Raw genomic sequence first — 26,861 nt, forward strand, 5'->3', positions numbered from 1 at the left:
GGTTAACGATCTTGCACGCTGCGAAGGAATGTAAGTTGATTGAGGCAAATCAACGAGTGGACATTTTGTCCTAGGCAAAAGCGGAGACAGGCCCGAAATGGCAATGAGCAGTACCTTCACCACCCCCCAATCCGGCCCGCTGACCACGCGCACGGACGAGGACCTCGCACCCGGCGACATCGCGGTCGGCGTGATCATTGGGCGAGCATCGGAATACTTCGATTTCTTCGTTTTCGGCATCGCCTCGGTGCTGGTCTTCCCACAGGTGTTCTTCCCGTTCGCGGACCGCCTGACCGGCACGCTCTACGCGTTCCTCGTCTTCGCGCTGGCGTTCGTCGTCCGCCCGGTCGGCACGCTGATCGGCATGGAGATCCAGCGCCGCTTCGGCCGCTCCGCCAAGCTGACCACCGCACTTTTCCTGCTCGGCTGCTCCACCGTCGCCATGGGCCTGCTGCCCGGCTTTGCCGAGGCTGGCAGCACGGCCATCGTGCTGCTGGCGCTGTGTCGTGTCGGCCAAGGCCTGGCACTGGGCGGTTCCTGGGACGGCCTGCCCTCGCTGCTGGCGCTGAACGCACCGCCGGACCGCCGCGGCTGGTACGCCATGCTGGGGCAGCTCGGCGCACCGCTGGGCTTCTTCATCGCCTCGGGCGTGTTCCTCTACGTGTTCAGCAGCCTCGACAGCAAGGACTTCCTGTCGTGGGGCTGGCGCTTCCCCTTCTTCACGGCCTTCGCGATCAACGTTGTCGCGCTGTTCGCCCGCCTGCGTCTCGTGGTCACGCACGAGTACGAGAAGCGCATGGAAGAGCATGAGCTGGATCCCGCCTATCTGCACGAGCTGCTGCCCGCGCAGGGCCACCACATCGTCATAGGCGCCTTCGTGGCCCTGGCCAGCTATGCCCTCTTCCACCTGGTGACGGTGTTTCCGCTCTCCTGGGTCGCCTTGTCAGACGAGCAGGGCATCGATGGTTTCATGAAGATGGAGTTGCTGGGCGCCGCCTTTGCGGCCGCCGCCATGCCGATGTCCGGCTTGATTGCCGACAAGGTCGGCCGGCGCAACTTCCTGGGCACGCTCGCCATCGCCATCGGCGTGTTCGCGCTGTTCGCGCCGCTGATGCTGGGCGGCGGCAAGCCCGGCCAGGCCGCGTTCATCCTGATCGGCTTCGTGCTGCTGGGCCTGTCCTACGGCCAGTCGGCTGGCTCGGTGACGTCCAACTTCCTGCCCCACTTCCGCTACACCGGCGCGGCGCTGACGGCGGACATGGCCTGGCTGCTGGGCGCGGCCTTCGCGCCCGTCATCGCGCTCTACCTGTCCTCGCGCTTCGGCTTGATGTCTCTCAGCGTCTACCTGCTGTCCGGCGTCGTCTGCACGCTGGTGGCGCTGCGGGTGAACAAGCGGTTGCGGGCAGCTGCGGTGGTGCAGGACTGAAGAGTGCCCTGAGGCAGAGAGCGGGCTTCGGCCCGCTTTTGCTTTGTCGCATAGAGAAAGAGCCATGCCACTGACGCTGCACTACCACCCGCTCTCTTCCCACTGCTGGAAGCTGCTGATCGCGCTAGCCGAAAACGGCACGCCTTATGAGAAGAAGCTGGTCAACCTGGGCGACCCGGGCGAGCGCGCGGCTTATGCGGCGCTGTGGCCGACGGGCAAGATCCCGCTGCTTGTCGATGGCGAACGCGTCGTGCCGGAAACAGCCGTACAGATCGAATACCTGGACCGCCACCACCCCGGCCGCCTGCGCCTGCTGCCCGATGACTTCGACGCGCAGCTCCAGGTGCGACTGTGGGACCGGCTGTTCGACTGCTACGTCATGGACCCGATGCAGCGCTACATCGCCCAGCTGCTCCGCCCCGAAGCGGATCGGGATGCCATGGCGATGTCGGCTGCCGTCGACGCCCTCGGCATGGCCTACGACATGATCGAAAGCCGCCGGGGCGACCACGCCTGGGCGACGGGCGACGACTTCAGCATGGCCGACTGTGCCGCGGCACCGGCGCTGTTCTACGCGGCGACCGTGCGGCCGTTCTCGGCCGGTCACACCACGCTGAGCGCCTACTTCGAGCGCCTGCTGGCCCGGCCGTCGGTCTGGCAGGCGATCGTGCAGGCGCAGCCGTGGTTCCAGTACTACCCGCATCGGCAAGCCCTGCCGGCGCGCTTCCTCGCCTGAGCGCGGGTCGGCTGGCCACGCGCTTGTAGGGGGTGCCGGCGGGCGGCCGGTGGCCTAGGATGAATCGGAGCCTGTGGCGCGCGACGGCAGGCTTGGCGGCGCAGCCGACCAGATCTCACTCGCGCGATTCACATTGCCGCGAGGAACTCGTCATGAACGCTTCTGCACTCCGTCGCGGCGCTGCGCACCGGCTGGCCATCGCGGCACTTGGCCTGGCCAGCCTGGGCGCGGCCGCCGACCCCGGCCACAGTGTCGTCGCCTACAGCACCGGCTCGTTCGTGCCGACCGACCCCACGGGTCTTGTCAACACAGGGTTCGGCACCGTCACCCAGCTGCCGGACGGCTCCTCGATCAGCCACATGGGCTGCATCGCCGCCACGCCGGGCGGGGTGGGCTGCACCGTGTCGGGCATGCCCATCGTCGTCGACACCTGGTACAAGCGCGCAACGCTGCCGACGCTGGCGGCCGCACAGGCCTTTGCCGACTACGGCGTGCTCAAGGCGCGAAGCTGGCGGACGGACGGCCCACAGGACTACGGCATGCCCAGCGATCCCCTCGGCACGCGCAGCTTCTACGGCGAAGCCACGGCCGAATGGATGGAGGACCTGATCTACACGGGGACGACGCCGACGCCGGTGACGATGCAGTTCTCGCTGCACGCGAAGTGGAACGACCGGGGGCGCTTCGCCTTCACCATCGGCCTTGAATCCTTCGGTGCAGAGAACGTGCGCCTGATCAACGGGCTGTCCTACGTGAACTGCGCCGGTGCGCTCGAATGCCAGGACGTCGGCGGCGCGCAGACGGTACAGGTCCTGGGCAATGACGCAGACAACACCAGCGGCGATGTCACGCTGGCGATCAACTACACCTTCCTGCTCATTCCAGACATCGATCCCGAGCGCCCCGGGCCCATGCCACCGTTCACGTTCGTCGCCAACCTGAACACCTGGGGCCAGGTGGACGGCGCCGAGACCGATGCCTTCAACACGGTGACGCTCGAGCGCATCCTCGTCCAGCCCGGCGCGCAGATCGGCTTTGCTTCCGGCCACGACTGGCCGGTGCAGGTGGTGCCGGAACCGGCCACCGGCCTGCTTTGGCTGTGCGGCCTCGCTGCGCTGCCGTGGCTGCGGCGCCGGGTAAGGCCGGCGCCGCCTGTGGCTTAGCCGAGCGCCTAGTCCAGCGCCTTTCTCGCGTTCTGGAACATGCGCAGCCACGGGCTGTGCAGCGCGCGGTCGCCGCTGGTCCAGCTCATCTGCACATTGCGGAACACGCGCTCCGGGTGGGGCATCAGCGCCGTGAAGCGGCCGTCCGGCGTCGTCACCGAGGTCAGGCCGCCCGGGCTGCCGTTCGGGTTGAACGGGTAGGCCTCGGTCGGCTGGCCGTGGTTGTCGACAAAGCGCATCGCCTGGATGACCTTGGCCGCGTCGCCCTGGCGCGCGAAGTTGGCAAAACCCTCGCCATGCGCGACGGCGATGGGCAGGCGGCTGCCGGCCATGCCCTGGAAGAACACGCTGGGCGACTCCAGAACCTCAACGAGGGACAGCCGCGCCTCGAACTGCTCGCTCTGGTTTCGCGTGAAGCGCGGCCAGGCGTCGGCGCCGGGGATGATGGGCGCAAGCGCGGCCAGCATCTGGCAGCCGTTGCAGACGCCCAGGGCCATCGTGTCCTGGCGCGCGAAGAAGGCGCGGAACTGCTCGGCCAGCACGGGGTTGAACATGATGCTGCGCGCCCAGCCTTCACCGGCACCCAGGGTGTCGCCGTAGCTGAAGCCGCCGCAGGCGACGAAGGCCGCGAAGCCGTCCAGCTTGACCGCGCCGGATTGCAGGTCGCTCATGTGCACGTCGAAGCTGTCGAAGCCGCCCTGCGCCATCGCGTAGGCCATCTCGACGTGCGAGTTGACGCCCTGCTCGCGCAGGATGGCGACCTTGGGGCGAGCACCCGTGCTGATGAAGGGCGCCTCGGGCGTGAACGTCAGGTGGACATGCAGGCCGGGGTCGTCCGCCTTGCCAGCGGCCGCGTGCTCCGCGTTGGCGCCGGCCGGGTTGTCGCGCAGCTGCGCGATCCGCCAGCTCACTTCGTCCCAGGTCTGCTGCAACGTCGTCAGGTCGGCAGTGAAGACCTTTCTCGCATCGCGCCAGACCTCCATCTGCCGCGCCGCGTTCGGCTTGGCGACGACATGCGAATGCCTGGACAGGCCATGTGCGCGCAGCACCTGCATGACGGCATCGCGGTCCGCCGCGCGCACCTGGATCAGCGCACCCAGCTCTTCGTTGAACAGCGCGCGCAGCGTCAGTTCCTCGCGCCGGCCGCTCACCTGCGCAGCCCAATTCTTGGAGTCGCCCGTATCGGCGCGGCTGTCGCTGATGCCGTCGCCTTCGGTGACCAGCATGTCCACGTTCAGGCTCAGACCGGTCTGGCCGGCAAAGGCCATTTCGCAAGCCGCCGCCCACAGGCCGCCGTCCGAACGGTCGTGATAGGCGAGCAGTTTGCCTGCGGCTCGCAGTTCGTTGATTGCGTTGACCAGCGAGACCAGCAGCTTGGGGTCGTCCAGATCGGGCACGTCGCTGCCGAACTGGTTCAGCGTCTGCGCCAGGATGGACCCGGCCATGCGGTGCTTGCCCTGGCCGAGGTCGATGAGGATCAGCGCTGAGTCCTCGCGCTGCCACTCAGGCGTCAGCGTGCCGCGCACGTCGGCAATGCTGGCAAAGGCGGTGACGATCAGCGACACCGGTGCGGTGACCTGCTGGCCATCCCACTTGGTGCGCATCGACAAGGAGTCCTTGCCGACCGGGATGGAGATGCCTAAGGCCGGGCACAGCTCCATGCCCACCGCCTTGACCGTGTCGAACAGCGCGGCGTCCTCCCCCGGCTCGCCGCAGGCGGCCATCCAGTTGGCGCTGAGCTTCACGCGCGGCAGCTCGATGGGCGCCGCCAGCAGATTGGTGATGGCCTCGGCCACGGCCATGCGGCCCGACGCCGGCGCGTTGACGGCAGCCAGCGGCGTGCGCTCGCCCATGCTCATCGCCTCGCCGGCAAAGCCGTTGAAGTCAGCCAGCGTGACGGCGCAGTCCGCCACCGGCACCTGCCAGGGGCCGACCATCTGGTCGCGGTGGTTCAGGCCGCCCACGGTGCGGTCGCCGATGGTGACGAGGAAGCGCTTGCTGGCCACGGTCGGGTGGCGCAGCACGTCGAATGCGGATTGCTCCAGCTTCACGCCGGTCAGGTCCAGCGTGCCGCCGTCGAGGGCCACGCGGGTCACATTGCGCGAGGTTTTGGGTGGCTTGCCGAGCAGCACGTCCATCGGCATGTCGATGGGGAACTCCTCGCCATCGGCCAGCTTCAGTTCACGCGTCTCCGTCGTCACGCCGACCACGGCAAACGGGCAGCGTTCACGCTCGCACAGCGCCGCGAACTGGTCCAGGCTCTCGGGACCGATGGCCAGCACGTAGCGCTCCTGGCTCTCGTTGCACCAGATTTCCTTGGGCGCCAGGCCGGACTCTTCCAGCGGCACCTTGCGCAAATCGAAGCGCGCGCCGCGGCCGGCGTCGTTCACCAGCTCGGGGAAGGCATTGGAGATGCCCCCCGCACCCACGTCGTGAATCGCCAGCACCGGGTTCTCGGCGCCCAGGCCCCAGCAGTGGTTGATGACCTCCTGCGCGCGCCGCTCGATCTCGGGATTGCCGCGCTGCACGGAGTCGAAGTCCAGGTCGGCCGTGTTCGTGCCCGCCGCCATCGACGACGCGGCGCTGCCGCCCATGCCGATGCGCATGCCGGGGCCGCCGAGCTGGATCAGCAGCGAGCCGGCCGGGAACTCGATCTTCTTCGTCAGGTCCGAGCGGATGGTGCCCAGACCCCCGGCGATCATGATGGGCTTGTGATAGCCGCGGCGCAGGCCGGCGACGGTCTGCTCAAAGACGCGGAAATAGCCCGCGAGGTTGGGCCGGCCGAACTCGTTGTTGAAGGCGGCGCCACCCAGGGGGCCTTCGATCATGATCTGCAACGCCGAGGCGATGTGGGCCGGCTTGCCGACCGGGTTCTGCTCCCACGGCTCGGAGAGGCCGGGCAGATGCAGGTTGGACACAGAGAAGCCCGTCAACCCCGCTTTGGGCTTGGAGCCGCGGCCGGTAGCGCCTTCGTCTCGGATCTCGCCGCCCGCGCCGGTCGACGCGCCCGGGAACGGCGAGATGGCTGTCGGGTGGTTGTGCGTCTCCACCTTCATCAGCACCTCAGCCTGCTCCGTGCGGGCCACGTAGGCGGCGCCGGGCCGGGGCGCCGGCATCCAGCGCTCGATGGCATGACCTTGCATGACGGCCGCGTTGTCCGAGTAGGCGATGACCGTGTGCTGCGGGTTCAGCTTCTCGGTGTTGCGGATCATGCCGAACAGGCTCAACGGCTGCTGCTCGCCATCGACCGTGAACGATGCATTGAAGATCTTGTGCCGGCAGTGCTCGCTGTTGGCCTGCGCGAACATCATCAGCTCGACGTCGCTGGGGTTGCGGCCCAGCTTCTTGAAGTTGGTTTCCAGGTAGTCGATCTCGTCGACCGACAACGCCAGCCCGAACTCGACGTTGGCCTTCTCCAGCGCCGCGCGGCCGGCGCCCAGCACGTCGACATGCGCCAGCGGCTCGGCCGTGCGCTCATCGAACAGGTGTTTTGTGTCCTCGCGGCTGAAGCAGGCCGACTCGGTCATGCGGTCGTGCAGCAGCGCGGCGCAGGCGTTCAGCTCGTCCTTGCTCAAGGGCTTGGCGCCACCAAGCAGGCCGCTCTTGGTGGCGACGCGGTATTCGACGACGCGCTCGACGCGCTTGAGCGTGAAGCCGCAATTGCGGGCGATGTCGGTGGCCTTGGACGCCCACGGGCTGACCGTGCCGAAGCGAGGTGTGACGACGACGAGGTCGCCTTGCGCGCCTTCAAGAGCCGGCTCGGCGTAAGTCAGCAGCGCAGCGAAGCGGTCGCGGGTCTCGCCATCCAACGGCGCATCCGTCCAGACCCAGTGCACCGCGCGGGCGCTGATGCCCGTGATGCGCGCATTGACCTCTTGCAGCCGGGCCAGCAGGGCCTGGGCGCGAAAGTCGGAAAGAGCGTTGCCGCCCTCGAAATGGGTCAGATGCGGGGTCAGGGCCATGGAATCCGGGGAGGCTGGGCGCGGGCGGGCGCGCGGTTCTCGGAAATGCTCGGCCCCAAAACGGCAAAGGGCGGCGTGCGGAAGCACGGGATTCTACTGAGCGCCCCGCGCCCACGCTCACTGGCCGCGCGCGCTGCCTTCGTGATTCGCCCAGCCGGAGGTGCCAGACGAGCGCGCCAGGACACGCAGCGGGAAACTACGGACGGCTCCGGCGCCTCCTCAAGGTAGGATAGCGCTATCCAACACGCACAATCACCCAGCGTCACACGGCGCGGTTCACTGCCTCATCCTCTGCGCCCATGACCCACTTCCCGCCCCGTTCCCTTGTCATCATGGGCGTCGCCGGATGCGGCAAATCCACGGTTGCCGCTGCTCTGTCCGAGCGCCTCGCCGAAGACTGGCTGGAGGGCGATCTGTTCCACAGCGACTCCAGTCGCCGCAAGATGGCCAAGGGCGAACCGCTGACCGACGAGGACCGCGCCAGCTGGCTTGCCAGCCTGAGCGAGCAGTTGCAGCAGCGGCCGGGCTTGATCGTGACCTGCTCCGCCCTCAAACGCGCCTACCGTGACCAGCTCCGTCAGGCCTCCCCGGGCCTGCGTTTTGCCTTCCTGGACATCGACAAGGCCGAGGCCAGCCGGCGGGTGGCGTCGCGCGGGTCGCACTTCTTTGCCGCAAGCCTTGTCGACAGCCAGTTCGAGACGCTGGAGTCGCCGGTGGGCGAGGCCGGCGTCATTCACCTCGACGGGATCAAGCCGCTGCCTGAACTCGTCACCGAGTTGCGCGACTGGCTGGGCCAGCAGCAACCCGTGGCGCAGCGTTGAAGCCATGAAACACCCACCGCTCACCAAACGGGAAATCGTCGGCTACGGCCTGGGCGACATGGGGTTCAATTTCTACTGGACCAACGTCTCGACCTTCCTGCTGATCTTCTACACCGACGTGTTCGGCATCACTGCCGGCGCGGCAGCGACGATGCTGTTCGTCGTCAAGATCTTCAACGCCTTCACCGACCCCATGATCGGCGCCTTCGCCGACCGTACGCAGACGCGTTGGGGCAAGTTCCGGCCCTACCTGCTCTTCATGCCGGTGCCGCTGGCGGTCATCGGTGTGTTGACCTATTCGACGCCCGACTTCGGTCCCACGGGCAAGCTGGTCTGGGCCTATGTGACCTACCTGCTGCTGATGACGATCTACACCAGCATCAACCTGCCCTACAGCGCCCTGTCCGGCGTGATCTCGGGTGACGCGCGGGAGCGCAATGCGATCAACGCTTCCCGCTTCGTCTGCGGCTTTGCAGGCGGGACCCTCGTCACCGCGGTGTCGCCGCGGCTCGTGAGCTGGTTCGGCGCTGGTGACGCCGCGCTGGGCTGGACGCTGACCATGGTGTTCTGGGGCATCGCCGCGGCGCTGATCTTCGCCTTCACCTTCAGTGCGACGACCGAGCGCGTGCAGCCGGTGCAGGCCGAGCCCTCCACTGTGCGCCAGGACATTGCCGACCTGCGCAGCAACCTGCCCTGGATCCTGCTGTTCTTCCTCGCGCTCATCATCATGCTCAGCATCACGCTGCGCATGACCAGTGCCGCCTACTACTTCAAGTACGTGGTCAACCGGCCCGAGTTGCTGGCCACTTTCATGCCGGCCTATCTGCTGGCCGCGGCCGCAGGCACGGCATTCACGCCGCTGCTCACGCGCTTCATCGACAAGCGCAAGCTGCTCATCGGGCTGATGCTGGCCTCCACGGTGCTGTCGACCGCCTTCCTGTTCGTGCCCAGCGACCAGATCGCGCTGATGTACGTGTTGCAGATCGCGCTGGGTTTCTGCCTGGGCCCCAAGTCGCCGCTGTCGTTCTCGATGCTGGCCGACTCGGCCGACTACAACGAATGGCGCAACGGCCGCCGCGCCACGGGCATGACCTTCGCGGCCAGCTCGTTCGCGCAGAAGCTCGGCACCGCCGTCGCGGTCGGCGTCATCGGCACGCTGTTCACGACGCTGGGCTATGTGCCCAACGTGGCGCAGTCGGCCGACTCTCAGGCGGGCATCGTCTGGCTGATGTCCGTCATCCCGGCGGGCTTCACGCTGCTGGCCGCCGTCATCATGGTCTTCTACACGCTGGACAACCCGACCATGGCGCGTATCCAGGCCGATCTGGCCGAGCGCAAGTCCTCCACTTCACCCGTCTGACGCCCATGCTTCGTCATATCAACGGCGGCGAGCGCTGCGAGCTCACCAGCCCCACTGCCCTGCCCAAGGCCGGCGGCTTCCTCTGGAACCGCCGCATGATGATCCAGGTGACCTGCCGCGGCTACGCCACCGCGCAGTTCATGCAGCCCGAACCGGCCAAGTACGCGCACGCGCCCAACCTGGAGGCCAAGACCTTCATGCAGCCGGAGCAGGCCTACTACGCCCATCACCCCGGCCGTTTTTTCTATGTGAAGGACGAGGACACCGGCGAGCTGTTCTCGGCGCCCTACGAGCCGGTGCGCGCTGCGGTTGACAGCTTCAGTTTCGTCGTCGGCAAGCATGACCTGAGCTGGACCGTCGAGCACCTCGGCCTGCGCGTGGAAATGACGTTAGGCCTGCCGACCGACGATGTGGTCGAGCTGTGGGAGCTGCGCGTCACCAACCTGTCGGAGCGGCCCCGGCGCATCAGCGTCGTGCCCTATTTCCCCATCGGCAATATGTCGTGGATGAACCAGTCCGCCGAGTACCGCGCCGACCTCGGCGGCATCGTCGCCAGCAGCGTCACGCCCTATCAGAAGGTGGCGGACTACTTCAAGAACCTCGCCCTCAAGGACAAGACCTACTTTCTCTGCGAGCGCGCGCCCGAGGCCTGGGAGGCCAGCCAATCAGCATTCGAGGGCGAAGGCGGCCTGCACAAGCCCAGCGCGTTGCAGGCCGAGCGGCTCGCCGGTGGCGACGCCCGCTACGAGACGCCCGCCGCCAGCGTGCAGTACCAACTGGCGCTGCAACCCAACGCAGGCGAGACGTACCGCTTCCTCTTCGGCCCCGCGCTGGACGATGCGGAGATCGCGAAGGTGCGTCAAACCTACTTGAGCGAAGCCGGCTTTGCCCGCGCCCGCGCGGCTTACGCGGACTACGTCGACAGCGGCCGCGGCTGCCTGCGCATCGAGACGCCCGACGCCGACTTCGACCGCTTCGTCAACCACTGGCTGCCACGCCAGGTTTTCTATCACGGCGACGTGAACCGGCTCAGCACCGACCCGCAGACGCGCAACTACCTTCAAGACAACCTCGGCATGGCGTACATCGCGCCGAGCGTCACGCGCGGCGCGCTGCTGCATGCCCTGAGCCAGCAGGAAGCGAACGGCGCCATGCCCGACGGCATCCTGCTGATCGAAGGCGCCGAGCTGAAGTACATCAACCAGGTGCCGCACACCGACCACTGCGTCTGGCTGCCGGTCTGCCTGGAGGCCTATCTGGACGAGACCGGCGACTTCGCACTGCTGGATGTCGTGGTGAACGAGTTGACGGTAGCCCAGCGGCTGGATGCCGCCATGGCGTGGCTCCATCAGGACCGCGACGCGCGCGGCCTGAGCTTCATCGCCCAGGGCGACTGGTGCGACCCGATGAACATGGTCGGCTACAAGGGCCGTGGCGTGTCCGGCTGGCTGACCGTGGCGGCTGCCTACGCGATGAAGCTGTGGGCCGGCATCAGCGCCGACACTGGCCGCGATGAAGCTGCCACGCGCTGGCGGGCCGCTGCGGAGGAACTGAACGATGCCGCCAACCGCCACCTGTGGGATGGCGACTGGTTTGCCCGCGGCATCACGGACGACGGCGTGGTGTTCGGTGTCAGGGCCGATACCGAGGGCCGCATCTACCTCAACCCCCAGTCCTGGGCCATGCTCAGCGGCGCGGCCAGCGAGGAGCAGCGGGTGAAGATGCTGGCTGCCATCGAAGCCCAGCTCGACTCACCCCACGGCATCGCCATGTTCGCGCCGCCCTACTCCGGCATGCGTGACGACGTCGGCCGCGTGACGCAGAAGCACCCGGGCTCCGCCGAGAACGGCGCCGTCTACAACCACGCCGCCAGCTTCTACATCCACGCGCTATATGAAGCCGGCGAGGGCGACCGCGCCTGGCAGGCGCTACGCCGCATGATTCCTGGTCCCGACCAGGCCGACCTGCTGCAACGCGGCCAGTTGCCGGTGTTCATCCCGAACTACTACCGTGGCGCCCACAAGCAATACCCGCGCACGGCGGGTCGCTCCAGCCAGCTGTTCAACACCGGCACGGCCGCCTGGGCCTACCGCTGCGTCATCGAGGGTCTGTGCGGGCTGCGCGGGCATGCGCAGGGGCTGCTGGTGAAGCCGCAATTGCCCGATGGCTGGGACCGGCTCAGCGCAGAGCGGGAGTTCCGTGGTGCGCGCTTCAAGCTTCAGGTGCGCCGCACGGGCACTGCACGGGTGCTGCTGGACGGCCAACCGTTGGCGGACGGCCTGGTGCGCAACATCGAAGCCGGCCGCGAGTACCGGCTGGACGTCGAACTAGGTTGAGGCCCGTCGCACGACCTGGAACCCCAGGTCGAGGTTGGGCTGCTCCACCGGCTGGCCGCGCATCAGCTTCATCAGCATCTGCGCCGCCTGTTCGCCGATCTCCCGGCGCGGCGTGGCCACGGTCGTCAGCGGCGGCACCATCTGGTCGCTGCCAGGCAGGTCGTTGAAGCCGGCCACCGCCACGCGCCCCGGCACCGCCACGCCCAGGCGCAGCGCCGCCAGCAGCGCGCCCTGGGCCAGGTCGTCGTTGCAGAAGAAGATGGCGTCGGTCTGCGGTGCTTCACGCAGCACGCGCTCCAGCATGGCGCCGCCCAGGGCCATGGACGAGGGCTCGGCGCTGAGCACCTTGTTGACTTGGTCGCCCAAGCCGGCCTGCACGAGCGCGTCGGCATAGCCTTCGCCGCGCTCCAGCGTGCGCGGGTCGAGCTGGGCGGCCACGTAGGCAACATGACGCCGGCCGCTGTCCAGCAGGTGCTGCGTGATCGCTCGCCCGGCATCACGTTGCGAGAAGCCCACGCTGTGGCCGCCCGCTTCCAGCTCGACTTCCATGACATGCACACAGGGCACGCCGCTGCCTTCGATCAGCGCCGCCGCCGCCGCGCTGCGGTCGCGGCCGGTGACGATGAGGCCGGCCGGCCGATGCGACAGGAAGCTGCGCAGCACCGCTTCTTCCTCGCTGGCGTCGTAATGCGTCACGCCGATCAGCGTCTGGTAGCCGGCGGGCACCAAGCTGTTCTGCACAGCGTCCAGCAGTTCGACGAACAGCGTATTGCTCAGCTTGGGGATCAGCACCGCCACATGGGAGCTGCGGCTGGAAGCCAGCGCGCGGGCGGCCGGGTCGGGCACGTAGCCCAGCGCAGTGGCGGCGGCCTGGACGCGCTCACACAGTTCCTGCGCCACCGCTCGCTCGCCGCGCAGGGCCCGCGAAACGGTGATGGGGCTGACGCCGGCCGCCTGCGCCACGTCCGCCAACGTCACCCGGCCAGTGGCCCGGGTGCGACGGGCGGGGGCGGCGGAAATAGGCTTGCGGCTGGGCATCGCTACATAGTATCCCCCATACCGAGGGGGCTATTCGCGGCCTAGGATAGCGCAATCCCACCCGGAGTGGCGCTGCGTTGGCGGTGCGAACCGGCGGGACGGCGCCAAAGGATTGCTGATCTCAAGGAACCGTCCCAATTTTTTTACCTTGTCAGGATAGCGCTATCCGATAAACAAGTTTTGTTTAGCGAACACGTTCGACGACCGACCACAAACGGCGATCAAGCCGCCAATTAGGAGACGCAATGAAAAACCAACGTTCCAAGACCCTGATCCATCTGGCTGTGCTTGGCGCCTGCACCAGCCTCGCGCTGTCGGCGCATGCGCAAGCCCCGGTGGCTCCGGCGCCGGCTGCCTCCAGTCCGCAAAGCGAGCAGGCGAGCGGCGAAGCCAATGTGCTGAATGCCGTCGTCGTCACCGGCTCGCGCATCGCGCAACGCGGCTTCACCCAGCCCACGCCCACCACGACCTTGACGGCGGTCGACCTTGAGAAGTCCGCCCAGCCCAACCTCTTCAACACGCTGATCGAGCTGCCCGCCCTGCAAGGCAGCACGGGCCGCACCACCTCCACCTTCAGCACCAGCAGCGGTGTGCAAGGCCTCAGCTCGCTGAGCCTGCGCGGCCTCAGCCCCATCCGCACGCTGACGCTGCTGGACGGCCAGCGTGTCGTCCCTGCCAACGTCACGGGCGTGACCGACGTGAGCCAGTTCCCGCAGCTGCTCATCACGCAGGTCGATGTGGTCACTGGTGGCGCCGGTGCCTCCTATGGCTCAGACGCCGTGGGTGGCGTCGTCAACTTCATCACCGACAAGCGCTTCACGGGCTTCAAGGCCAATATCGAAGGCGGCCAGACCAACTACGGCGACGACCAGAACGCCACGCTGCAAGGCGCCTGGGGCCGCAGCTTCTTCAACGACCGCGCCCACTTGATCGTCAGCGCCGAGTACGTGCGTGAGAAGGGCGTGCCCTCGCCGCGCTTCGGCGGTGCCGGCGCGAATGGCCGCACCTGGTTCCAGAACCCGGCCTTTCAGGTTCGCGGCCTCGGCAGCACGACCGACGGCAAGCCGCAGATCTACGACATTCGCAACGCCCAGCAGTTCCAGTACGCCAAGTACGGCCTCATCACCAACGGCCCGTTGCAAGGCACCGCCTTCGGCAAGGACGGCGCACCCTCCAAGTTCGTCTACGGCTCGAACGGTGTCCCCACCGGCACCGGCGCCGTCACCAACTGCATCACGCCCTTCTGCGTGGGCGGCGACCTGGCCGGCACGGTCGGCGGCGGCACGTCCATGGGCATGGACCTCCAGCGGCAAGTCTTCTACACGCGCGGCAGCGTCGACGTCAGTGACGACGCCGAGGTCTATTTCACGGTCAATCTGGCCAAGGTCGATGCGCGCTTCAACCCCAACCCCGGGGCTGCGAAGAACGACAACCTGACCATCCAGTGCGACAACCCCTTCCTGCCGGCGTCCATCGTGACGGCCTGCGCGGCCAACAACATCACGAGCTTCAAGTACGGCACGGCCAACGGCAACTTCGAGAAGGACATCGAGGTCAATCCGGTGCGCGAGCAGAAGCGCTTCGTGCTCGGCACGAACGGCAAGTTCGACGTTGGCGGCAAGAGCTGGTCCTATGACGCCTATCTCCAGCACGGGATCAACGACATCGATATCAGCGTCGCCAACATGATGCTGAACCCGCGCTACAACGCCGCCATCGACGCCGTGCGCGCGCCCAACGGCAGCATCGTCTGCCGCAACGCCGCGGCCGCAGCTGCGGGCTGCGTGCCGCTCAACATCATTGGCGACGTCAAGCAGGACCCGGCCGCCCTCGCCTATGTGTTGCCGGCGAACGGCCCGCACCAGTTGTCGCGCCAGCGCCAGACCGTGGCCAGCCTGAGCTTCAACGGCCAACCCTTCTCCAACTGGGCCGGCCCCGTGGCCGTCGCCTTCGGCGTCGAATCCCGCAAGGAAGGCTACTGGGTCACCGGCGACCCCTACGGCAACGGCGTCTACCCCGCCACGCCCAACACCACCGCCTATCCCGCTGACCCCGTGCTGAACACCGCGGTCGGCAACAACTGGTTCGCCGGCAACTACCACGCCGCCGCGGGCTCCTACACGGTCGATGAAGGCTTCCTGGAGCTGAATGCGCCGCTGTTCAAGTCAGCCACCCTGGGCGAGGCCAACCTCAACATCGCCGGCCGCCACACCCAGTACAGCACCTCGGGCGGCGTCAACAGCTGGAAGGTCGGCTCGACCTGGAAGACCGGCATCGACGGCCTGCGCGTGCGCGCCGTCGCGTCGCGCGATGTGCGTGCACCGAATCTGTCCGAGCTCTACGCCGCGCCCGTGGTCATCAACCAGAACGTCAACTACCAGGGCAACACCTTCACCGCCCAGCAGCGCACCGTGGGCAACACCGCTCTGCGCCCCGAGCTTGCCAACAACAAGGTCATAGGCCTGACGCTGAGCCAGCCCACCTGGGCCCCCGGCTTCAGCGCCTCCATCGACTACTTCGACATCAAGATCAAGGACGTGATCTCGACGTTCTCGATCCAGCAGGAAGTCGATCTCTGCGTCGCCGGCAACCAGGTGTTCTGCGCCGCCATGGACCTCGTCAGCCCGACGAAGTACGTGACGCTGCAGGCCTTCAACCTGGCCAAGATGCGCAACAAGGGCGTGGACATGGAGGCGCTGTACCGCTTCAACCTCGCCGGCGGCAAGCTCACCTTGCGCGGCCTGGCGACGTATACCAAGAGCTTCCTGACGGAGTCGGGCGTCGTCGGCACCATCCCGGTCGAAAGCGCGGGCGTCAATCTCGGCAACACGCCGAAGTGGAAGACCCAGTTCTCGCAGACCTGGGAGTCCGACAACGCCAGCTTCTTCGTCGGCCAGCGCTGGATCAGCGACGGCGTCTACAGCAAGGAGTTCATCGAGTGCCAGAGCGGCTGCCCGGTCTCGACGACCGTCCACCAGACCATCGACAACAACCAGATGAAGGGCGCCTTCTATTGGGATCTGGGCGGCACCTACCGGCTCAACAAGAACGTCAGCGTGTACGTCAAGGTCGACAACGTCACCGACGTGGCCCCGCCCGCCGCGCCGTCCACCAACACCAGCTACGGCGTCAACCCGGCGTTGTTCGACGTGCTGGGGCGGCAGTACCGCGTGGGCGCGCGGATGACGTTCTGACGTCTGCGGTCAGCCGGCTTTCATCCGGTTGACGACGTCGCGCACCTCGCTGAGCAGCGTCGGCACGTCGATGGTCGTCGGCTGGCGCTCCTTGAGCACCTGCCGGCCGCCGATCCAGACATTGCTGACCTGTTCGCGACCCGCCACGTAGACGAGCTGGGCGGCGGCGTTGTAGACAGGCTGGCATTCGATGCTGTCCAGCGAGACGGCAACGACGTCGGCCAGCTTGCCCACTTCCAGCGAGCCGAGATCGTGGCTGCGGCCCATGGCTTTGGCGGCGCGGATGGTGGCCATCTCCAGCGCCGTGCGTGCCGAGGCCACCGTCGGGTCGCCGGTGATGCCCTTGGCCAGCAGCGCGGCCGAGCGGATCTCGCCGAACATGTCCAGGCGGTTGTTGGATGCGGCGCCGTCGGTGCCGAGGATGGTGTTGACGCCGGCCGTCTCCAGCGCCTTCAGCGGCATGACGCCCGAAGCCAGTTTCAGGTTGGAGTTGGGGTTGTGCACCAGGTGCACGCCCTTCTTCGCCATCAACTCGATCTCGGCCTCGTTGAGGTGGACCATGTGCACGGCGACCATGCGTTCGCTGAACAGGCCCAGCTTGTCCAGCCGCTCAATGGGGCGCACGCCATGCGCCTTGATGCCGTCCTCCACCTCGCCCGCCGTCTCGTGGATGTGGCAGTGCATCTGGATGTTCAGCTTCTCGGCCAGGTCACGCAGCTTGATGAAGGTCTCGTCGGACACCGTGTAGGGCGCGTGCGGCGCGCTGGTCCAGTCAAGCAAGCTCTCGCCCTTGTACTGCTCGTAGGCGGCGATGCCCTTGGCGATGTAATCGTCGGGGCCAGACGCATAGCCGGTGGGGAAATCAATGACGTTCATCGACACGGCGGCGCGCACGCCCGAATCCACGGCGGCGCGGGCCATCGCGGTCGGGAAGAAGTACATGTCATTGATGTAGGTCGTGCCGCTGCGCAGGCCTTCGGCGGCCGCGAGCTTGGAGCCCAGGTAGGTCCATTCCTCGCTGACCCACTTCTTCTCCAGCGGCCAGATGTGGTTTTGCAACCAGTCCATCAGCGGCACGTCGTCGGCCACACCGCGCAGCAGCGTCATGGCCGAATGGGCATGGCCGTTGATGAGGCCGGGGATGAGGATCTGCTCGGGCAGTTCGACACGCTCCGCCTGCGGGTACTGGGCCAGCAGGTCGGCACGCGGGCCGACGGCGGCGATGCGCTCGCCGTCGATCAGCAGCGCGTGGTCGTCGAGCACGGGCTCGCCCGGCTTCATCGTCAGCAGCCAGCGGGGCAGCAACAGGGTCTGGGACATCGTGTTCTCCTTGTGGGATTTCAGTTGTTTTGTGCGAGCAGTAGCTCGACTTCGTCGCGGCGCGGCATCGCGTCCTGCACGCCGGGGCGGGATACAGCCAGGGCCGCAGCGGCCTGGGCGAATGCAAGCGCGTTGTCGATGGACTGGCCTTCGGCCAAAGCCGTGACGAGGGCGCCTACCAGCGTATCGCCAGCACCGACCGTGTCGACCGCCTGGACCGGCCGCGCGGCGACATGACGCGCGCCGTCGGCGTCGACCCAGCAGAGCCCGTCGGCGCCCAGCGACACGAGCACGGCGGCGGGGCCCTTGGCGCGCAGGGTCTCTGCCAACGCACCCGGCTCCGCGGCTGCGCCACCGAGCGTCGTGACAAGCGCCTGAGCCTCCAATGAATTGACGACCAGCAGGTCGACAAGGTGCAGCAAGCCTTCGCTGCCGGGTCGGAAGGGCGCGGCGTTCAACACCGTCTTCACGCCAGCGGCACGGGCCCGCTCGAAGGCGCGCGCGATGCTCGCCAGGGGCAGTTCCTGTTGAGCGACGAGCCAGCGCAGGCCGGTCAGGTCCAGCGCCTCGACCTGCTCGAGCGGCAGCGTGCCGTTGGACCCCGCGACGGTGACGATCTGGTTCTCGGCATCCTCGGCGCCTACGACGATGAGGGCAACACCCGGCACCTCGTCGGCCGGCTGGGCGATGGCGCGCGTGTCGACGCCCTCGCCTTTCAGCTGCTCCACCATCGCCGCGCCGTTCTCCAGCAAGCCCACCCGTGCAGCCAGAGCCACGCGCGCACCCAGTCGCGACGCAGCCACCGCCTGGTTGGCACCCTTGCCGCCCAGGCAGGAGCCAAACCGCTGGCCGCGCAAGGTTTCGCCCGGCAGCGGCAGGCGCGGCGCATGGACGATGAGGTCGCGGTTGACGCTGCCGAGGACGAGGATCTCAGGTGCGGTAGCCATGGGCTGTTGGGGCCTCCAAATGAAAAACCCCTCGGGAAGACCGAGGGGTTCGCAGCGCGCGTGGACCGATCAGCGCTGGGCGATGGGCTTGACGTCGCGCGGCGTGGCGCCGACGAAGAGCTGGCGCGGGCGGCCGATCTTGTACTCGGGGTCGCCGATCATCTCATTGAGCTGGGCGATCCAGCCGACCGTGCGGGCCAGCGCGAAGATGGCGGTGAACAGCGGCACCGGGATGCCGATGGCGCGCTGCACGATGCCCGAGTAGAAGTCGACGTTCGGGTAGAGCTTGCGGGCGACGAAGTACTCGTCTTCCAGCGCAATCTTTTCCAGCTTCATGGCCAGTTCGAACAGCGGGTCGTTTTCCAGGCCCAGCTCGCTCAGCACCTCGTGGCAGGTCTCGCGCATCAGCTTCGCGCGCGGGTCGTAGTTCTTGTAGACGCGGTGACCGAAGCCCATCAGCTTGACGCCGGAGTTCTTGTCCTTGACCTTGCTCACGAACTCGCCGATGCGGGCGACGCCGCCCTGCTTCTGGATGTCGCCCAGCATGTTCAGGCAGGCCTCGTTGGCGCCGCCGTGCGCGGGGCCCCACAGGCAGGCCACGCCAGCCGCAATGGCCGCGAACGGGTTGGTGCCCGACGAGCCGCACAGGCGCACGGTCGAGGTCGACGCGTTCTGCTCGTGATCGGCATGCAGCGTGAAGATGCGGTCCATCGCCCGCACGAGCACCGGGTTGGGCTCGTAGCTCTCGCACGGCGTGGCAAACATCATGCGCATGAAGTTGCCGGCGTAGCTGAGGTTGTTCTGCGGGTAGATGTAGGGCTGGCCGACGGTGTACTTGTAGGCCATGGCCACGAGCGTGGGCATCTTGGCGATCAAGCGGATCGCCGAGATCTCGCGATGCTCGGGGTTATTGATGTCGGTGCTGTCGTGATAGAACGAAGACATCGCACCCACCAGGCCGGTCATGACGGCCATCGGGTGGGCGTCACGGCGGAAGCCGCGCAGGAAGAACTGCATCTGTTCGTTGACCATGGTGTGGTGCATCACACGGTCTTCGAAATTGGCCTTCTCGGCGGCGTTGGGCAGCTCTCCGTAGAGCAGCAGATAGCAGGTTTCGAGGTAGTCGCAGTTCACCGCGAGTTGCTCGATGGGGTAGCCGCGGTACAGCAGTTCGCCCTTGTCACCGTCGATGTAGGTGATGGTGGAGTTGCACGACGCCGTCGACAGGAAGCCGGGGTCATACGTGAACTTGCCGGTCTGCGCGTAGAGCTTGCGGATGTCGATAACATCCGGGCCGATGCTGCCCTTGTACAGGGGCAGTTCCATCGAGGGGCTGCCGTCGGAGAACGACAGCGTGGCTTTCACGTCGGACGGGGTCATGGTGCAGTCCTTTGGGTATTGAAAATCGGTTCAGGTGCGCAGTTCGGCGAGAACTTTGTGCACCGCAGCAGTGTCGATTTCACCACTGGGTTCCTTGCGGCGCAGTAACAGGTCGAGAAGGTCGTTGTCGGCCAGGTCCATCAGCGCGGTCAGGCCATCGGCCAGCGTGACGCTGATGCCCTCGGGATGACGGTTGAAGAAGCGCTCGATGAGGATGTCGTTCTCGAGCAGGCCCCGGCGGCAGCGCCAGCGCAGCTTGGACAGCGCTCGCTCATCAATCAGGGCCTCTACTGCTTCAACCATCGTCAGACCGCGCGGCGGACCATCAATTCCTTGATCTTGCCGATGGCCTTCGTGGGGTTCAGGCCCTTCGGGCAGACGTCCACGCAGTTCATGATGGTGTGGCAGCGGAACAGGCGGTACGGGTCTTCGAGGTTGTCCAGGCGCTCGGCGGTCGCTTCGTCGCGGCTGTCGGCGATGAAGCGGTAGGCCTGCAAAAGACCTGCCGGGCCGACGAACTTGTCGGGGTTCCACCAGAAGCTCGGGCAGCTCGTCGAGCAGCTTGCGCACAGGATGCACTCGTACAGGCCGTTGAGTTCGTCGCGCTCCTCGGGCGACTGCAGCCGCTCGGTCTCGGGCGGGATGTTGTCGTTGACCAGGTAGGGCTTGATCGAGTGGTACTGCTTGAAGAACTGCGTCATGTCGACGATGAGGTCGCGCACGACGGGCAGGCCCGGCAGCGGCTTGAGCACGATGGTGCCCGGCAGCGTGCGCATGTTCGTCAGACAGGCCAGGCCGTTCTTGCCGTTGATGTTCATCGCGTCCGAGCCGCAGACGCCTTCGCGGCAGGAGCGGCGGAAGGACAGGCTGGGGTCAACAGCCTTCAGCTTGTTCAAGGCGTCCAGCAACATGCGCTCGGAGCCATCCAGCTCGACCTCAAGGGTCTGCATGTAGGGCTTGGCGTCCTTGTCCGGGTCGTAGCGGTAAATCTGGAAGGTGCGCTTCATGAAGTTTCTCTCGACAGACAGGACGCGTTAGAAGGTTCTGACTTTGGGCGGAATGGACTCGACCGTCAGCGGCTTGAGATTGACCGGCTTGTAGTCCAGACGGTTGCCCTCGGAGTACCACAGCGTGTGTTTCATCCACTGCTCGTCGTTGCGGCCGTTGGGGTGGGCCGGCGTGTCGCCGTAGTCGTTCACGGTGTGCGCGCCACGGCTCTCGGTGCGCGCTGCGGCTGAGACGATGGTGGCTTGCGCCGCCTCGATCAGGTTCTCCACTTCCAGCGCCTCGATGCGCGCGGTGTTGAAGACGTTGGACTTGTCCTTGAGCGTGATGTTCTTGACCCGCTCGGCAATCGCGGCGATCTGGGTCACGCCCTCGTTGAGCATGGCCTGCGTGCGGAACACGCCGGCGTGCTGCTGCATGGCGGCGCGCAGGTCATTGGCCACATCCTGCGCGTACTCACCGCTCGTGCTGCCGTCCAGCCGGGCCAGGCGGGAGAGCGAACGGTCGGCCGCGTCGGCGGGCATCGCCTTGTGCGACTGCTTGCCCAGATCCGCAGCCACCAGGTGGTTGCCGGCCGCGCGGCCGAACACCAGCAGGTCGAGCAGCGAATTCGTGCCCAGGCGGTTGGCGCCGTGCACGCTGACGCAGGCGCATTCGCCGACGGCGTACAGGCCCTTGACGATCTCGTTGGGCTTGCCGTCCTTGGGCACCACCACCTGGCCATGGATGTTGGTGGGAATGCCGCCCATCTGGTAGTGGATGGTCGGCACCACGGGGATAGGCTCCTTCGTGATGTCGACGTTGGCGAAGTTGTGGCCAATCTCCAGCACCGACGGCAGGCGCTTGGCGATGGTGTCGCCGCCGAGGTGGGTCATGTCGAGGTTGATGTAGTCCTTGTTCGGACCGCAGCCGCGACCTTCCTTGATCTCCTGGTCCATGCAGCGGGACACGAAGTCGCGCGGCGCCAGGTCCTTCAGCGTCGGTGCGTAGCGCTCCATGAAGCGCTCGCCGTTGGCGTTGCGCAGGATCGCGCCTTCGCCGCGGCAACCTTCGGTCAGCAGCACGCCGGCGTTGTGCACGCCGGTCGGGTGGAACTGCCAGAACTCCATGTCTTCCAGCGGAATGCCGGCGCGCGCCGCCATGCCCAGGCCGTCGCCGGTGTTGATGAAGGCGTTGGTGCTGGCGGCAAAGATGCGCCCCGCGCCGCCGGTGGCCAGCAGCACGGTCTTGCCCTGCAGGATGTGGACCTCGCCGGTCTCCATCTCCAGTGCGGTCACGCCGACCACGTCGCCTTCAGCGTCGCGGATCAGGTCCAGCGCCATCCATTCGACGAAGAACTGCGTGCGCGCCTTGACGTTCTGCTGATACAGCGTGTGCAGCATCGCGTGGCCGGTGCGGTCGGCCGCGGCGCAGGCGCGCTGCACGGGTTTCTCGCCGTAGTTGGCCGTGTGGCCGCCGAACGGGCGCTGGTAGATCGTGCCGTCGGCGTTGCGGTCGAAGGGCATGCCGAAGTGCTCAAGCTCGTAGACGACCTTGGGCGCCTCACGGCACATGAACTCGATGGCGTCCTGGTCGCCCAGCCAGTCCGAACCCTTGACGGTGTCGAAGAAGTGGTAGTGCCAGTTGTCCTCGGACATGTTGCCCAGGGACGCGCCGATGCCGCCTTGAGCGGCGACGGTGTGCGAGCGGGTCGGGAAGACCTTGGACAGCACAGCCACGTTCAGCCCGGCCAGCGCCAGCTGCAGCGAGGCCCTCATGCCGGAGCCGCCGGCTCCGACGATGACCACGTCGAACTTGCGGGTCGAAATCTTTGCCGTCATCTCACAGTCTCCACAGCACCTGGATGGCCCAGCCGGCACAGCCAAGCAACCACACGATCGAAATCACTTGCAGGGTCAGCCGGATGCCGACCGGCTGCACGTAGTCCATCCAGATATCCCGCACGCCGACCCAGGCGTGATAGGCCAGCGCGACGATGGCCACGAAGGTCAGCAGCTTCATCCACTGCGGCGCAAACACGCCGGCCCAGTGGTCATAGCCCAGTTCGCCGGGCATCAGGAAACGGGCCAGCACCGCGACGGTGAACAGGGCCATCAGCACGGCGGTGACGCGCTGGGCGAGCCAGTCACGCAGGCCGTAATGCGCGCCAACGACGATGCGCTTGGAGCCAAAAGTGCTCATGTTGTTGTCCTTGTCAGTACAGGCCGAACAGCTTGGCGCCGAGCAGCAGCGTCAGCGCGGTGCTCAGCACCAGCGTCACCAGCGCCGAGCTGTGGCCCTGGGCCTTGCTGACGCTGTGCGTCGCGTCCATCCACAGATGGCGCACGCCGGCGATGAAGTGCAGCAGATAGGCCCACAGCAGGGCCAGTGCGACGAGCTTGATGAACCAGCCCGGCAGGCCGGCGACACCCGCCGCAAATACGTTGGTGAAACCGTCGTACGAGATCTCCGACGTCAGGCTTGCATCCAGCATCCACATCACGAACGGCAGCAACAGGAACATCAGCAGGCCGCTGATGCGATGCAGGATCGAGACGATGCCGGCGGGAGGCAGGCGGTAGGACAGGATCTGGGTGACGTGAATATTTCGGTATACGGGTCTTGGCTTTGCGCTGTCCGTCATGGGTCGGCCCTGCGTAATCGAGGTGAAACCAAACAATTCTAGGGCCAAGCGTTCACTTGACCCGCCTTCATGCTGCACTGCGCCATCGTCAGTTTCAGTTCAACTCATTGCGGTAGTGATCGGCGCCGGTGTGATAAAGCCCGCGCCGCAGTTCGACCGGTCGGTCGCCGTACGTGTAGGCAAGGCGCTCGACGCTGAGCAGCGGTTCCCCATGGGCAACATGCAACAGCGCCGCTGCTTCGGGTGTCGCGGCGACCGCGCGCAGCTTCTCCTCTGCCCTCACCATGTGCACGCCGAAACGCGACTCGAAGAGTGCGTAGAGCGTGCCGGGATGGTCTGCGATCACTTCTGCGTTCAGGCCTTCGAAATGCCGCTCGGGAAGCCAGAGTTCATCAAGCACGACGGGTCGGTCACGCCGATGCAACAGCCGGCGCACCTCGACGACGGGCTCCGACGTGCGCAGACCCAGGGCGCGGGCAACCTCGGCCGAGGCGCGCACGCGTCGACAGCCGAGCAACTCACGCGTGAAGCCGCGGGCCTCGTCGTCCGCCACCAAGCGCAGGAAGCGGAACTGCTGGCGCGGCTCGGCATGCGTCGACACGAAGGTGCCGCTGCCCTGGCGGCGCTCGACGATGTGCGCGGCCGTCAGTTCGTCCAGCGCCCGCCGCACCGTGCCGGCACTGGCGCCGAAGCGCTCGGCCAGCGCCGCCTCGCTGGGCAAGGCATCACCCGGCCGCCACTCGCCGGCGGCCAGCGCCGCAACGATCAACTGGCGGATCTGTTCGTACAGCGGCGCGGGTGACCTGGGCTTGGCGGGGGGCATCGGCGCATTGCAGCACAGGGTCTGCCCCTACACTTGTTGGGTTCAGGGCGGCACGCCCTAGCCCGCTTTTTCAACTGCCCCTTCGGAGACTTTCATGAGCAAGAAACCCGTTCGCGTCGCCGTCACCGGCGCTGCCGGCCAGATCGGCTACGCCCTGCTGTTCCGCATCGCCTCGGGCGAAATGCTGGGCAAGGACCAGCCCGTCATCCTGCAGCTGCTGGAGATCCCCGACGAGAAGGCTCAGAACGCCCTGAAGGGCGTGATCATGGAACTCGAAGACTGCGCCTTCCCGCTGCTGGCCGGCATCGAAGCGCACAGCGACCCGATGACCGCCTTCAAGGACACCGATTACGCGCTGCTGGTGGGCTCGCGCCCGCGCGGCCCGGGCATGGAACGCGCCGAGCTGCTGTCGATCAATGGCGCCATCTTCACGACGCAGGGCAAGGCCCTGAACGCCGTGGCCTCGCGCAACGTCAAGGTGCTGGTGGTGGGCAACCCCGCCAACACCAACGCCTACATCGCGATGAAGTCGGCCCCGGACCTGCCGGCCAAGAACTTCACCGCCATGCTGCGCCTGGACCACAACCGCGCCGCATCGCAACTGGCCGCCAAGACCGGCAAGGCCGTCGCCTCCATCGAGAAGCTGGCCGTGTGGGGCAACCACTCGCCGACGATGTACGCCGACTACCGCAACGCCACCATCGACGGCCAGTCGGTGAAGGAACTGATCAACGACGAGCAGTGGAACCGCGAGGTCTTCCTGCCCACCGTCGGCAAGCGCGGCGCGGCCATCATTGCCGCTCGCGGCCTGTCGTCGGCCGCCTCGGCCGCCAACGCCGCCATCGATCACATGCGCGACTGGGCCCTGGGCAGCAACGGCAAGTGGGTCACGATGGGCATCCCGTCGAATGGCGAATACGGCATCCCGAAGGAAGTCATGTTCGGCTACCCCGTCACCACCGAAGGCGGCGAGTACAAGATCGTTGAGGGCATCGAGATCGACGCCTTCTCGCAGGAGTGCATCAACAAGACGCTGAAGGAACTGACGGACGAGCAGGACGGCGTGAAGCACCTGCTGTAAGCCTCGGCTTCACAAACGACAAGGGCCTCCCTCGGGAGGCCCTTTTTCATTGCGGCACCGCTCAGCGCGTGGCGGGCAGCCGGAAGGTCGACACCGTCTCCACCAACTGCTGGGCCTGCACCTTCAGCCCGTCGGCTGCCGCAGCCATCTCCTCGACCATCGCGGCGTTCTGCTGGGTGGCCTGGTCCATCTGCGTGACGGCCAAGCCGACCTGCGACACGCCGGCGCTCTGTTCGGCGCTGGACGAGCTGATCTCGCCCATGATGTCCGTCACCCGCTGGATGCTGCTGACGACGCGGTCCATCGTCGCGCCGGCCTGGTCGACCAGCGTATTGCCGCGGTCCACGCGCTCCATGCTCTGCGAGATCAGCGTCTTGATCTCACGCGCCGCCTCGGCACTGCGGCCGGCCAGCAGGCGCACTTCGCCGGCCACCACGGCAAACCCGCGGCCCTGCTCGCCCGCCCGCGCAGCCTCGACAGCAGCGTTCAGGGCCAGGATGTTGGTCTGGAAGGCAATGCCGTCGATGACCGAGATGATGTCGCCGATGCGCCGCGAGCTGTCGTTGATGCCCTTCATCGTCTCGACGACCTGCTTGACGACCTGGCCGCCCTCGGCCGCGACATGCGAGGCGTTCTGCGCCAGCTGATTGGCCTGCTGGGCGTTGTCGACGTTGTTGCGCACCGTCGCGCCCAGCTCGTCCATGGACGCCGCCGTCTGCTGCAGCGCGCTCGCCTGGCTTTCGGTGCGAGCACTCAGGTCCTGGTTGCCGGAGGCAATCTCGGAGCTGGCATTCGCAACCGACTCCGAACCGTCGCGCACCTGCTTCACGATGCTGGCCATGCTGTCGCGCATGGCCTTCACGCCCTGCATGACGCTGGCGTGTTCGCCCGCCTTCAGCGGGATATCGACGCTCAAGTCGCCATCGGCAAGTTGACGGGTGATGGTGTTGACCGCCGCCGGCTCGCCGCCGAGCTGGCGCGTGATGCTGCGCGTGATTGCCAGGCCAAGCGTCAGCAGCACGCCGACGAGGACGAGCACACCGGCGCCCACCTGCCAGACACGCTTCCAGATCGCCTGGTTGACGGTGTCGACATAGACGCCAGAGCCGACGATCCAGCCCCAGGGCGCAAAGCCCTTCACATAGGACTCCTTCGGCACCGGCTGCTCGCTGCCGGGCTTGGGCCACATGTAGGGGATGAAGCCGGCGCCCTGGGCCTTGACGATGTTGACCATCTCGACAAACAGCGCCTTGCCGGTCGGGTCCTTGCTGGCTGACAGCGGCTTGCCATCGAGCTCCGGCTTCATCGGGTGCATCACCATGACCGGCGTGTTGTCGTTGATCCAGAAGTACTCGTTGCCGCTGTAGCGCAGCGCCTTCACGGCGGTCAGCGCCGCCTTCCTGGCGTCGTCTTCGGAGAGCTTGCCCGCAGCCACCTGCGCATGAAAACTTGCGACGACGCCGTGCGCCACCTCAACCGCCTGGCGCACGGCCTGCTGGCGCTCGTTCATGATCAGGCTGCGTTCGGAGAACAGCAGAAAGCCGGCCACAAGCAGCACGCCCAGGACGGCGCCGAGCGTCTGCAAGGCCAGGCGACGCGAACAGCTGAGCGCTTCGAGTCTGATCATGGACGTCTCCTGATGTTTG

20 protein-coding genes are annotated in these 26,861 nt (G+C 66.7%); 8 read left to right on the forward strand and 12 right to left on the reverse strand.

Going from position 1 to position 26,861, the window contains the following annotated elements; genetic code table 11:
- Nucleotides 1–103 precede the first annotated feature (103 nt).
- The 3 genes from AC0IZJ_RS15345 (at nt 104) to AC0IZJ_RS15355 (ending at nt 3,325) form a co-directional block, all read left to right on the forward strand.
- On the forward strand, nt 104–1,426 hold the full coding sequence (locus AC0IZJ_RS15345) for an MFS transporter (protein ID WP_471851294.1): 1,323 nt from the start codon (nt 104–106) through the stop codon (nt 1,424–1,426).
- Between the two features lie 64 nt (nt 1,427–1,490).
- Nucleotides 1,491–2,162 (forward strand): glutathione S-transferase family protein, encoded by a 672-nt coding sequence (locus AC0IZJ_RS15350; protein WP_471851296.1) that lies wholly within the window; start codon nt 1,491–1,493, stop codon nt 2,160–2,162.
- 152 nt (nt 2,163–2,314) lie between these two features.
- Nucleotides 2,315–3,325, forward strand: coding sequence for a hypothetical protein (locus AC0IZJ_RS15355; protein WP_471851298.1), 1,011 nt, complete (start codon nt 2,315–2,317; stop codon nt 3,323–3,325).
- 8 nt (nt 3,326–3,333) lie between these two features.
- Here the strand turns inward: AC0IZJ_RS15355 and purL are convergent, their stop codons facing one another.
- Nucleotides 3,334–7,287, reverse strand: a complete 3,954-nt coding sequence (purL, locus tag AC0IZJ_RS15360) for a phosphoribosylformylglycinamidine synthase (protein ID WP_471851300.1) — start codon at nt 7,285–7,287, stop codon at nt 3,334–3,336.
- Nucleotides 7,288–7,586: 299 nt separating this feature from the next.
- Between purL and AC0IZJ_RS15365 the strand changes: the two genes are divergently transcribed.
- Genes AC0IZJ_RS15365 through AC0IZJ_RS15375 form a run of 3 tightly spaced genes read left to right on the forward strand, consistent with a single transcriptional unit; the run spans nt 7,587 to nt 11,804 of the window.
- Nucleotides 7,587–8,108, forward strand: coding sequence for a gluconokinase (locus AC0IZJ_RS15365; RefSeq protein WP_471851302.1), 522 nt, complete (start codon nt 7,587–7,589; stop codon nt 8,106–8,108).
- Between the two features lie 4 nt (nt 8,109–8,112).
- Nucleotides 8,113–9,468: an MFS transporter gene (locus AC0IZJ_RS15370; protein WP_471851304.1), complete on the forward strand. Its 1,356-nt coding sequence runs from the start codon at nt 8,113–8,115 to the stop codon at nt 9,466–9,468.
- 5 nt (nt 9,469–9,473) lie between these two features.
- A complete protein-coding gene (locus tag AC0IZJ_RS15375) occupies nt 9,474–11,804 on the forward strand; it encodes a GH36-type glycosyl hydrolase domain-containing protein (protein WP_471851306.1) in 2,331 nt (776 codons plus the stop codon).
- Here the strand turns inward: AC0IZJ_RS15375 and gntR are convergent.
- Nucleotides 11,796–12,842 carry an HTH-type transcriptional regulator GntR gene (gene gntR, locus AC0IZJ_RS15380; protein WP_471851308.1) on the reverse strand — a complete coding sequence of 349 codons (1,047 nt, stop codon included), beginning with the start codon at nt 12,840–12,842 and terminating at the stop codon, nt 11,796–11,798. The two genes, AC0IZJ_RS15375 and gntR, sit on opposite strands and share 9 nt — an antisense overlap.
- Nucleotides 12,843–13,087: 245 nt before the next feature.
- On the opposite strand from gntR, the gene AC0IZJ_RS15385 reads away from it, so the two are divergent.
- Complete coding sequence (locus tag AC0IZJ_RS15385) at nt 13,088–16,036, forward strand: TonB-dependent receptor domain-containing protein (protein ID WP_471851310.1); 2,949 nt, start codon at nt 13,088–13,090, stop codon at nt 16,034–16,036.
- A gap of 9 nt (nt 16,037–16,045) precedes the next feature.
- On the opposite strand, the gene AC0IZJ_RS15390 is transcribed toward AC0IZJ_RS15385, so the two are convergent.
- The 9 genes from AC0IZJ_RS15390 to AC0IZJ_RS15430 form a co-directional block, all read right to left on the reverse strand.
- Nucleotides 16,046–17,356, reverse strand: a complete 1,311-nt coding sequence (locus tag AC0IZJ_RS15390) for a TRZ/ATZ family hydrolase (RefSeq protein WP_471851312.1) — start codon at nt 17,354–17,356, stop codon at nt 16,046–16,048.
- Between the two features lie 20 nt (nt 17,357–17,376).
- Entirely contained in the window at nt 17,377–18,303 is a 927-nt protein-coding gene (locus AC0IZJ_RS15395; RefSeq protein WP_471851315.1) for a ribokinase, read from the reverse strand.
- Nucleotides 18,304–18,372: 69 nt separating this feature from the next.
- The gene (gltA, locus tag AC0IZJ_RS15400) at nt 18,373–19,683 is read right to left on the reverse strand and encodes a citrate synthase (protein ID WP_471851317.1); all 1,311 of its coding nucleotides are present in this window, start codon (nt 19,681–19,683) and stop codon (nt 18,373–18,375) included.
- 30 nt (nt 19,684–19,713) lie between these two features.
- The gene (locus AC0IZJ_RS15405; RefSeq protein WP_471851319.1) at nt 19,714–19,986 is read right to left on the reverse strand and encodes an FAD assembly factor SdhE; all 273 of its coding nucleotides are present in this window, start codon (nt 19,984–19,986) and stop codon (nt 19,714–19,716) included.
- 2 nt (nt 19,987–19,988) lie between these two features.
- Nucleotides 19,989–20,690: a succinate dehydrogenase iron-sulfur subunit gene (locus AC0IZJ_RS15410; protein ID WP_458232954.1), complete on the reverse strand. Its 702-nt coding sequence runs from the start codon at nt 20,688–20,690 to the stop codon at nt 19,989–19,991.
- A gap of 27 nt (nt 20,691–20,717) precedes the next feature.
- Complete coding sequence (gene sdhA / locus AC0IZJ_RS15415; protein WP_471851322.1) at nt 20,718–22,508, reverse strand: succinate dehydrogenase flavoprotein subunit; 1,791 nt, start codon at nt 22,506–22,508, stop codon at nt 20,718–20,720.
- Nucleotide 22,509: 1 nt separating this feature from the next.
- Nucleotides 22,510–22,869 carry a succinate dehydrogenase, hydrophobic membrane anchor protein gene (gene sdhD, locus AC0IZJ_RS15420; RefSeq protein ID WP_457427731.1) on the reverse strand — a complete coding sequence of 120 codons (360 nt, stop codon included), beginning with the start codon at nt 22,867–22,869 and terminating at the stop codon, nt 22,510–22,512.
- Nucleotides 22,870–22,882: 13 nt separating this feature from the next.
- A complete protein-coding gene (gene sdhC / locus AC0IZJ_RS15425) occupies nt 22,883–23,311 on the reverse strand; it encodes a succinate dehydrogenase, cytochrome b556 subunit (RefSeq protein ID WP_471851325.1) in 429 nt (142 codons plus the stop codon).
- 94 nt (nt 23,312–23,405) lie between these two features.
- Nucleotides 23,406–24,134 (reverse strand): GntR family transcriptional regulator, encoded by a 729-nt coding sequence (locus AC0IZJ_RS15430; RefSeq protein WP_471851327.1) that lies wholly within the window; start codon nt 24,132–24,134, stop codon nt 23,406–23,408.
- Nucleotides 24,135–24,228: 94 nt separating this feature from the next.
- On the opposite strand from AC0IZJ_RS15430, the gene AC0IZJ_RS15435 reads away from it, so the two are divergent.
- Nucleotides 24,229–25,215 carry a malate dehydrogenase gene (locus AC0IZJ_RS15435; protein WP_471851329.1) on the forward strand — a complete coding sequence of 329 codons (987 nt, stop codon included), beginning with the start codon at nt 24,229–24,231 and terminating at the stop codon, nt 25,213–25,215.
- 61 nt (nt 25,216–25,276) lie between these two features.
- On the opposite strand, the gene AC0IZJ_RS15440 is transcribed toward AC0IZJ_RS15435, so the two are convergent.
- Nucleotides 25,277–26,842 carry a methyl-accepting chemotaxis protein gene (locus tag AC0IZJ_RS15440; protein ID WP_471851332.1) on the reverse strand — a complete coding sequence of 522 codons (1,566 nt, stop codon included), beginning with the start codon at nt 26,840–26,842 and terminating at the stop codon, nt 25,277–25,279.
- Nucleotides 26,843–26,861: the final 19 nt, after the last annotated feature.

The sequence above is a fragment of the Roseateles sp. AC306 genome, from assembly GCF_979253795.1.

What these genes read in the sequence shown, in the direction of transcription:
- AC0IZJ_RS15345 (WP_471851294.1), top strand. Translation starts at nt 104, where the DNA reads ATGAGCAGTACCTTCACCACCCCCCAATCCGGCCCGCTGACCACGCGC.
- AC0IZJ_RS15350 (WP_471851296.1), top strand. Translation starts at nt 1,491, where the DNA reads ATGCCACTGACGCTGCACTACCACCCGCTCTCTTCCCACTGCTGGAAG.
- AC0IZJ_RS15355 (WP_471851298.1), top strand. Translation starts at nt 2,315, where the DNA reads ATGAACGCTTCTGCACTCCGTCGCGGCGCTGCGCACCGGCTGGCCATC.
- purL (WP_471851300.1), bottom strand. Translation starts at nt 7,287, where the DNA reads ATGGCCCTGACCCCGCATCTGACCCATTTCGAGGGCGGCAACGCTCTT.
- AC0IZJ_RS15365 (WP_471851302.1), top strand. Translation starts at nt 7,587, where the DNA reads ATGACCCACTTCCCGCCCCGTTCCCTTGTCATCATGGGCGTCGCCGGA.
- AC0IZJ_RS15370 (WP_471851304.1), top strand. Translation starts at nt 8,113, where the DNA reads ATGAAACACCCACCGCTCACCAAACGGGAAATCGTCGGCTACGGCCTG.
- AC0IZJ_RS15375 (WP_471851306.1), top strand. Translation starts at nt 9,474, where the DNA reads ATGCTTCGTCATATCAACGGCGGCGAGCGCTGCGAGCTCACCAGCCCC.
- gntR (WP_471851308.1), bottom strand. Translation starts at nt 12,842, where the DNA reads ATGCCCAGCCGCAAGCCTATTTCCGCCGCCCCCGCCCGTCGCACCCGG.
- AC0IZJ_RS15385 (WP_471851310.1), top strand. Translation starts at nt 13,088, where the DNA reads ATGAAAAACCAACGTTCCAAGACCCTGATCCATCTGGCTGTGCTTGGC.
- AC0IZJ_RS15390 (WP_471851312.1), bottom strand. Translation starts at nt 17,356, where the DNA reads ATGTCCCAGACCCTGTTGCTGCCCCGCTGGCTGCTGACGATGAAGCCG.
- AC0IZJ_RS15395 (WP_471851315.1), bottom strand. Translation starts at nt 18,303, where the DNA reads ATGGCTACCGCACCTGAGATCCTCGTCCTCGGCAGCGTCAACCGCGAC.
- gltA (WP_471851317.1), bottom strand. Translation starts at nt 19,683, where the DNA reads ATGACCCCGTCCGACGTGAAAGCCACGCTGTCGTTCTCCGACGGCAGC.
- AC0IZJ_RS15405 (WP_471851319.1), bottom strand. Translation starts at nt 19,986, where the DNA reads ATGGTTGAAGCAGTAGAGGCCCTGATTGATGAGCGAGCGCTGTCCAAG.
- AC0IZJ_RS15410 (WP_458232954.1), bottom strand. Translation starts at nt 20,690, where the DNA reads ATGAAGCGCACCTTCCAGATTTACCGCTACGACCCGGACAAGGACGCC.
- sdhA (WP_471851322.1), bottom strand. Translation starts at nt 22,508, where the DNA reads ATGACGGCAAAGATTTCGACCCGCAAGTTCGACGTGGTCATCGTCGGA.
- sdhD (WP_457427731.1), bottom strand. Translation starts at nt 22,869, where the DNA reads ATGAGCACTTTTGGCTCCAAGCGCATCGTCGTTGGCGCGCATTACGGC.
- sdhC (WP_471851325.1), bottom strand. Translation starts at nt 23,311, where the DNA reads ATGACGGACAGCGCAAAGCCAAGACCCGTATACCGAAATATTCACGTC.
- AC0IZJ_RS15430 (WP_471851327.1), bottom strand. Translation starts at nt 24,134, where the DNA reads ATGCCCCCCGCCAAGCCCAGGTCACCCGCGCCGCTGTACGAACAGATC.
- AC0IZJ_RS15435 (WP_471851329.1), top strand. Translation starts at nt 24,229, where the DNA reads ATGAGCAAGAAACCCGTTCGCGTCGCCGTCACCGGCGCTGCCGGCCAG.
- AC0IZJ_RS15440 (WP_471851332.1), bottom strand. Translation starts at nt 26,842, where the DNA reads ATGATCAGACTCGAAGCGCTCAGCTGTTCGCGTCGCCTGGCCTTGCAG.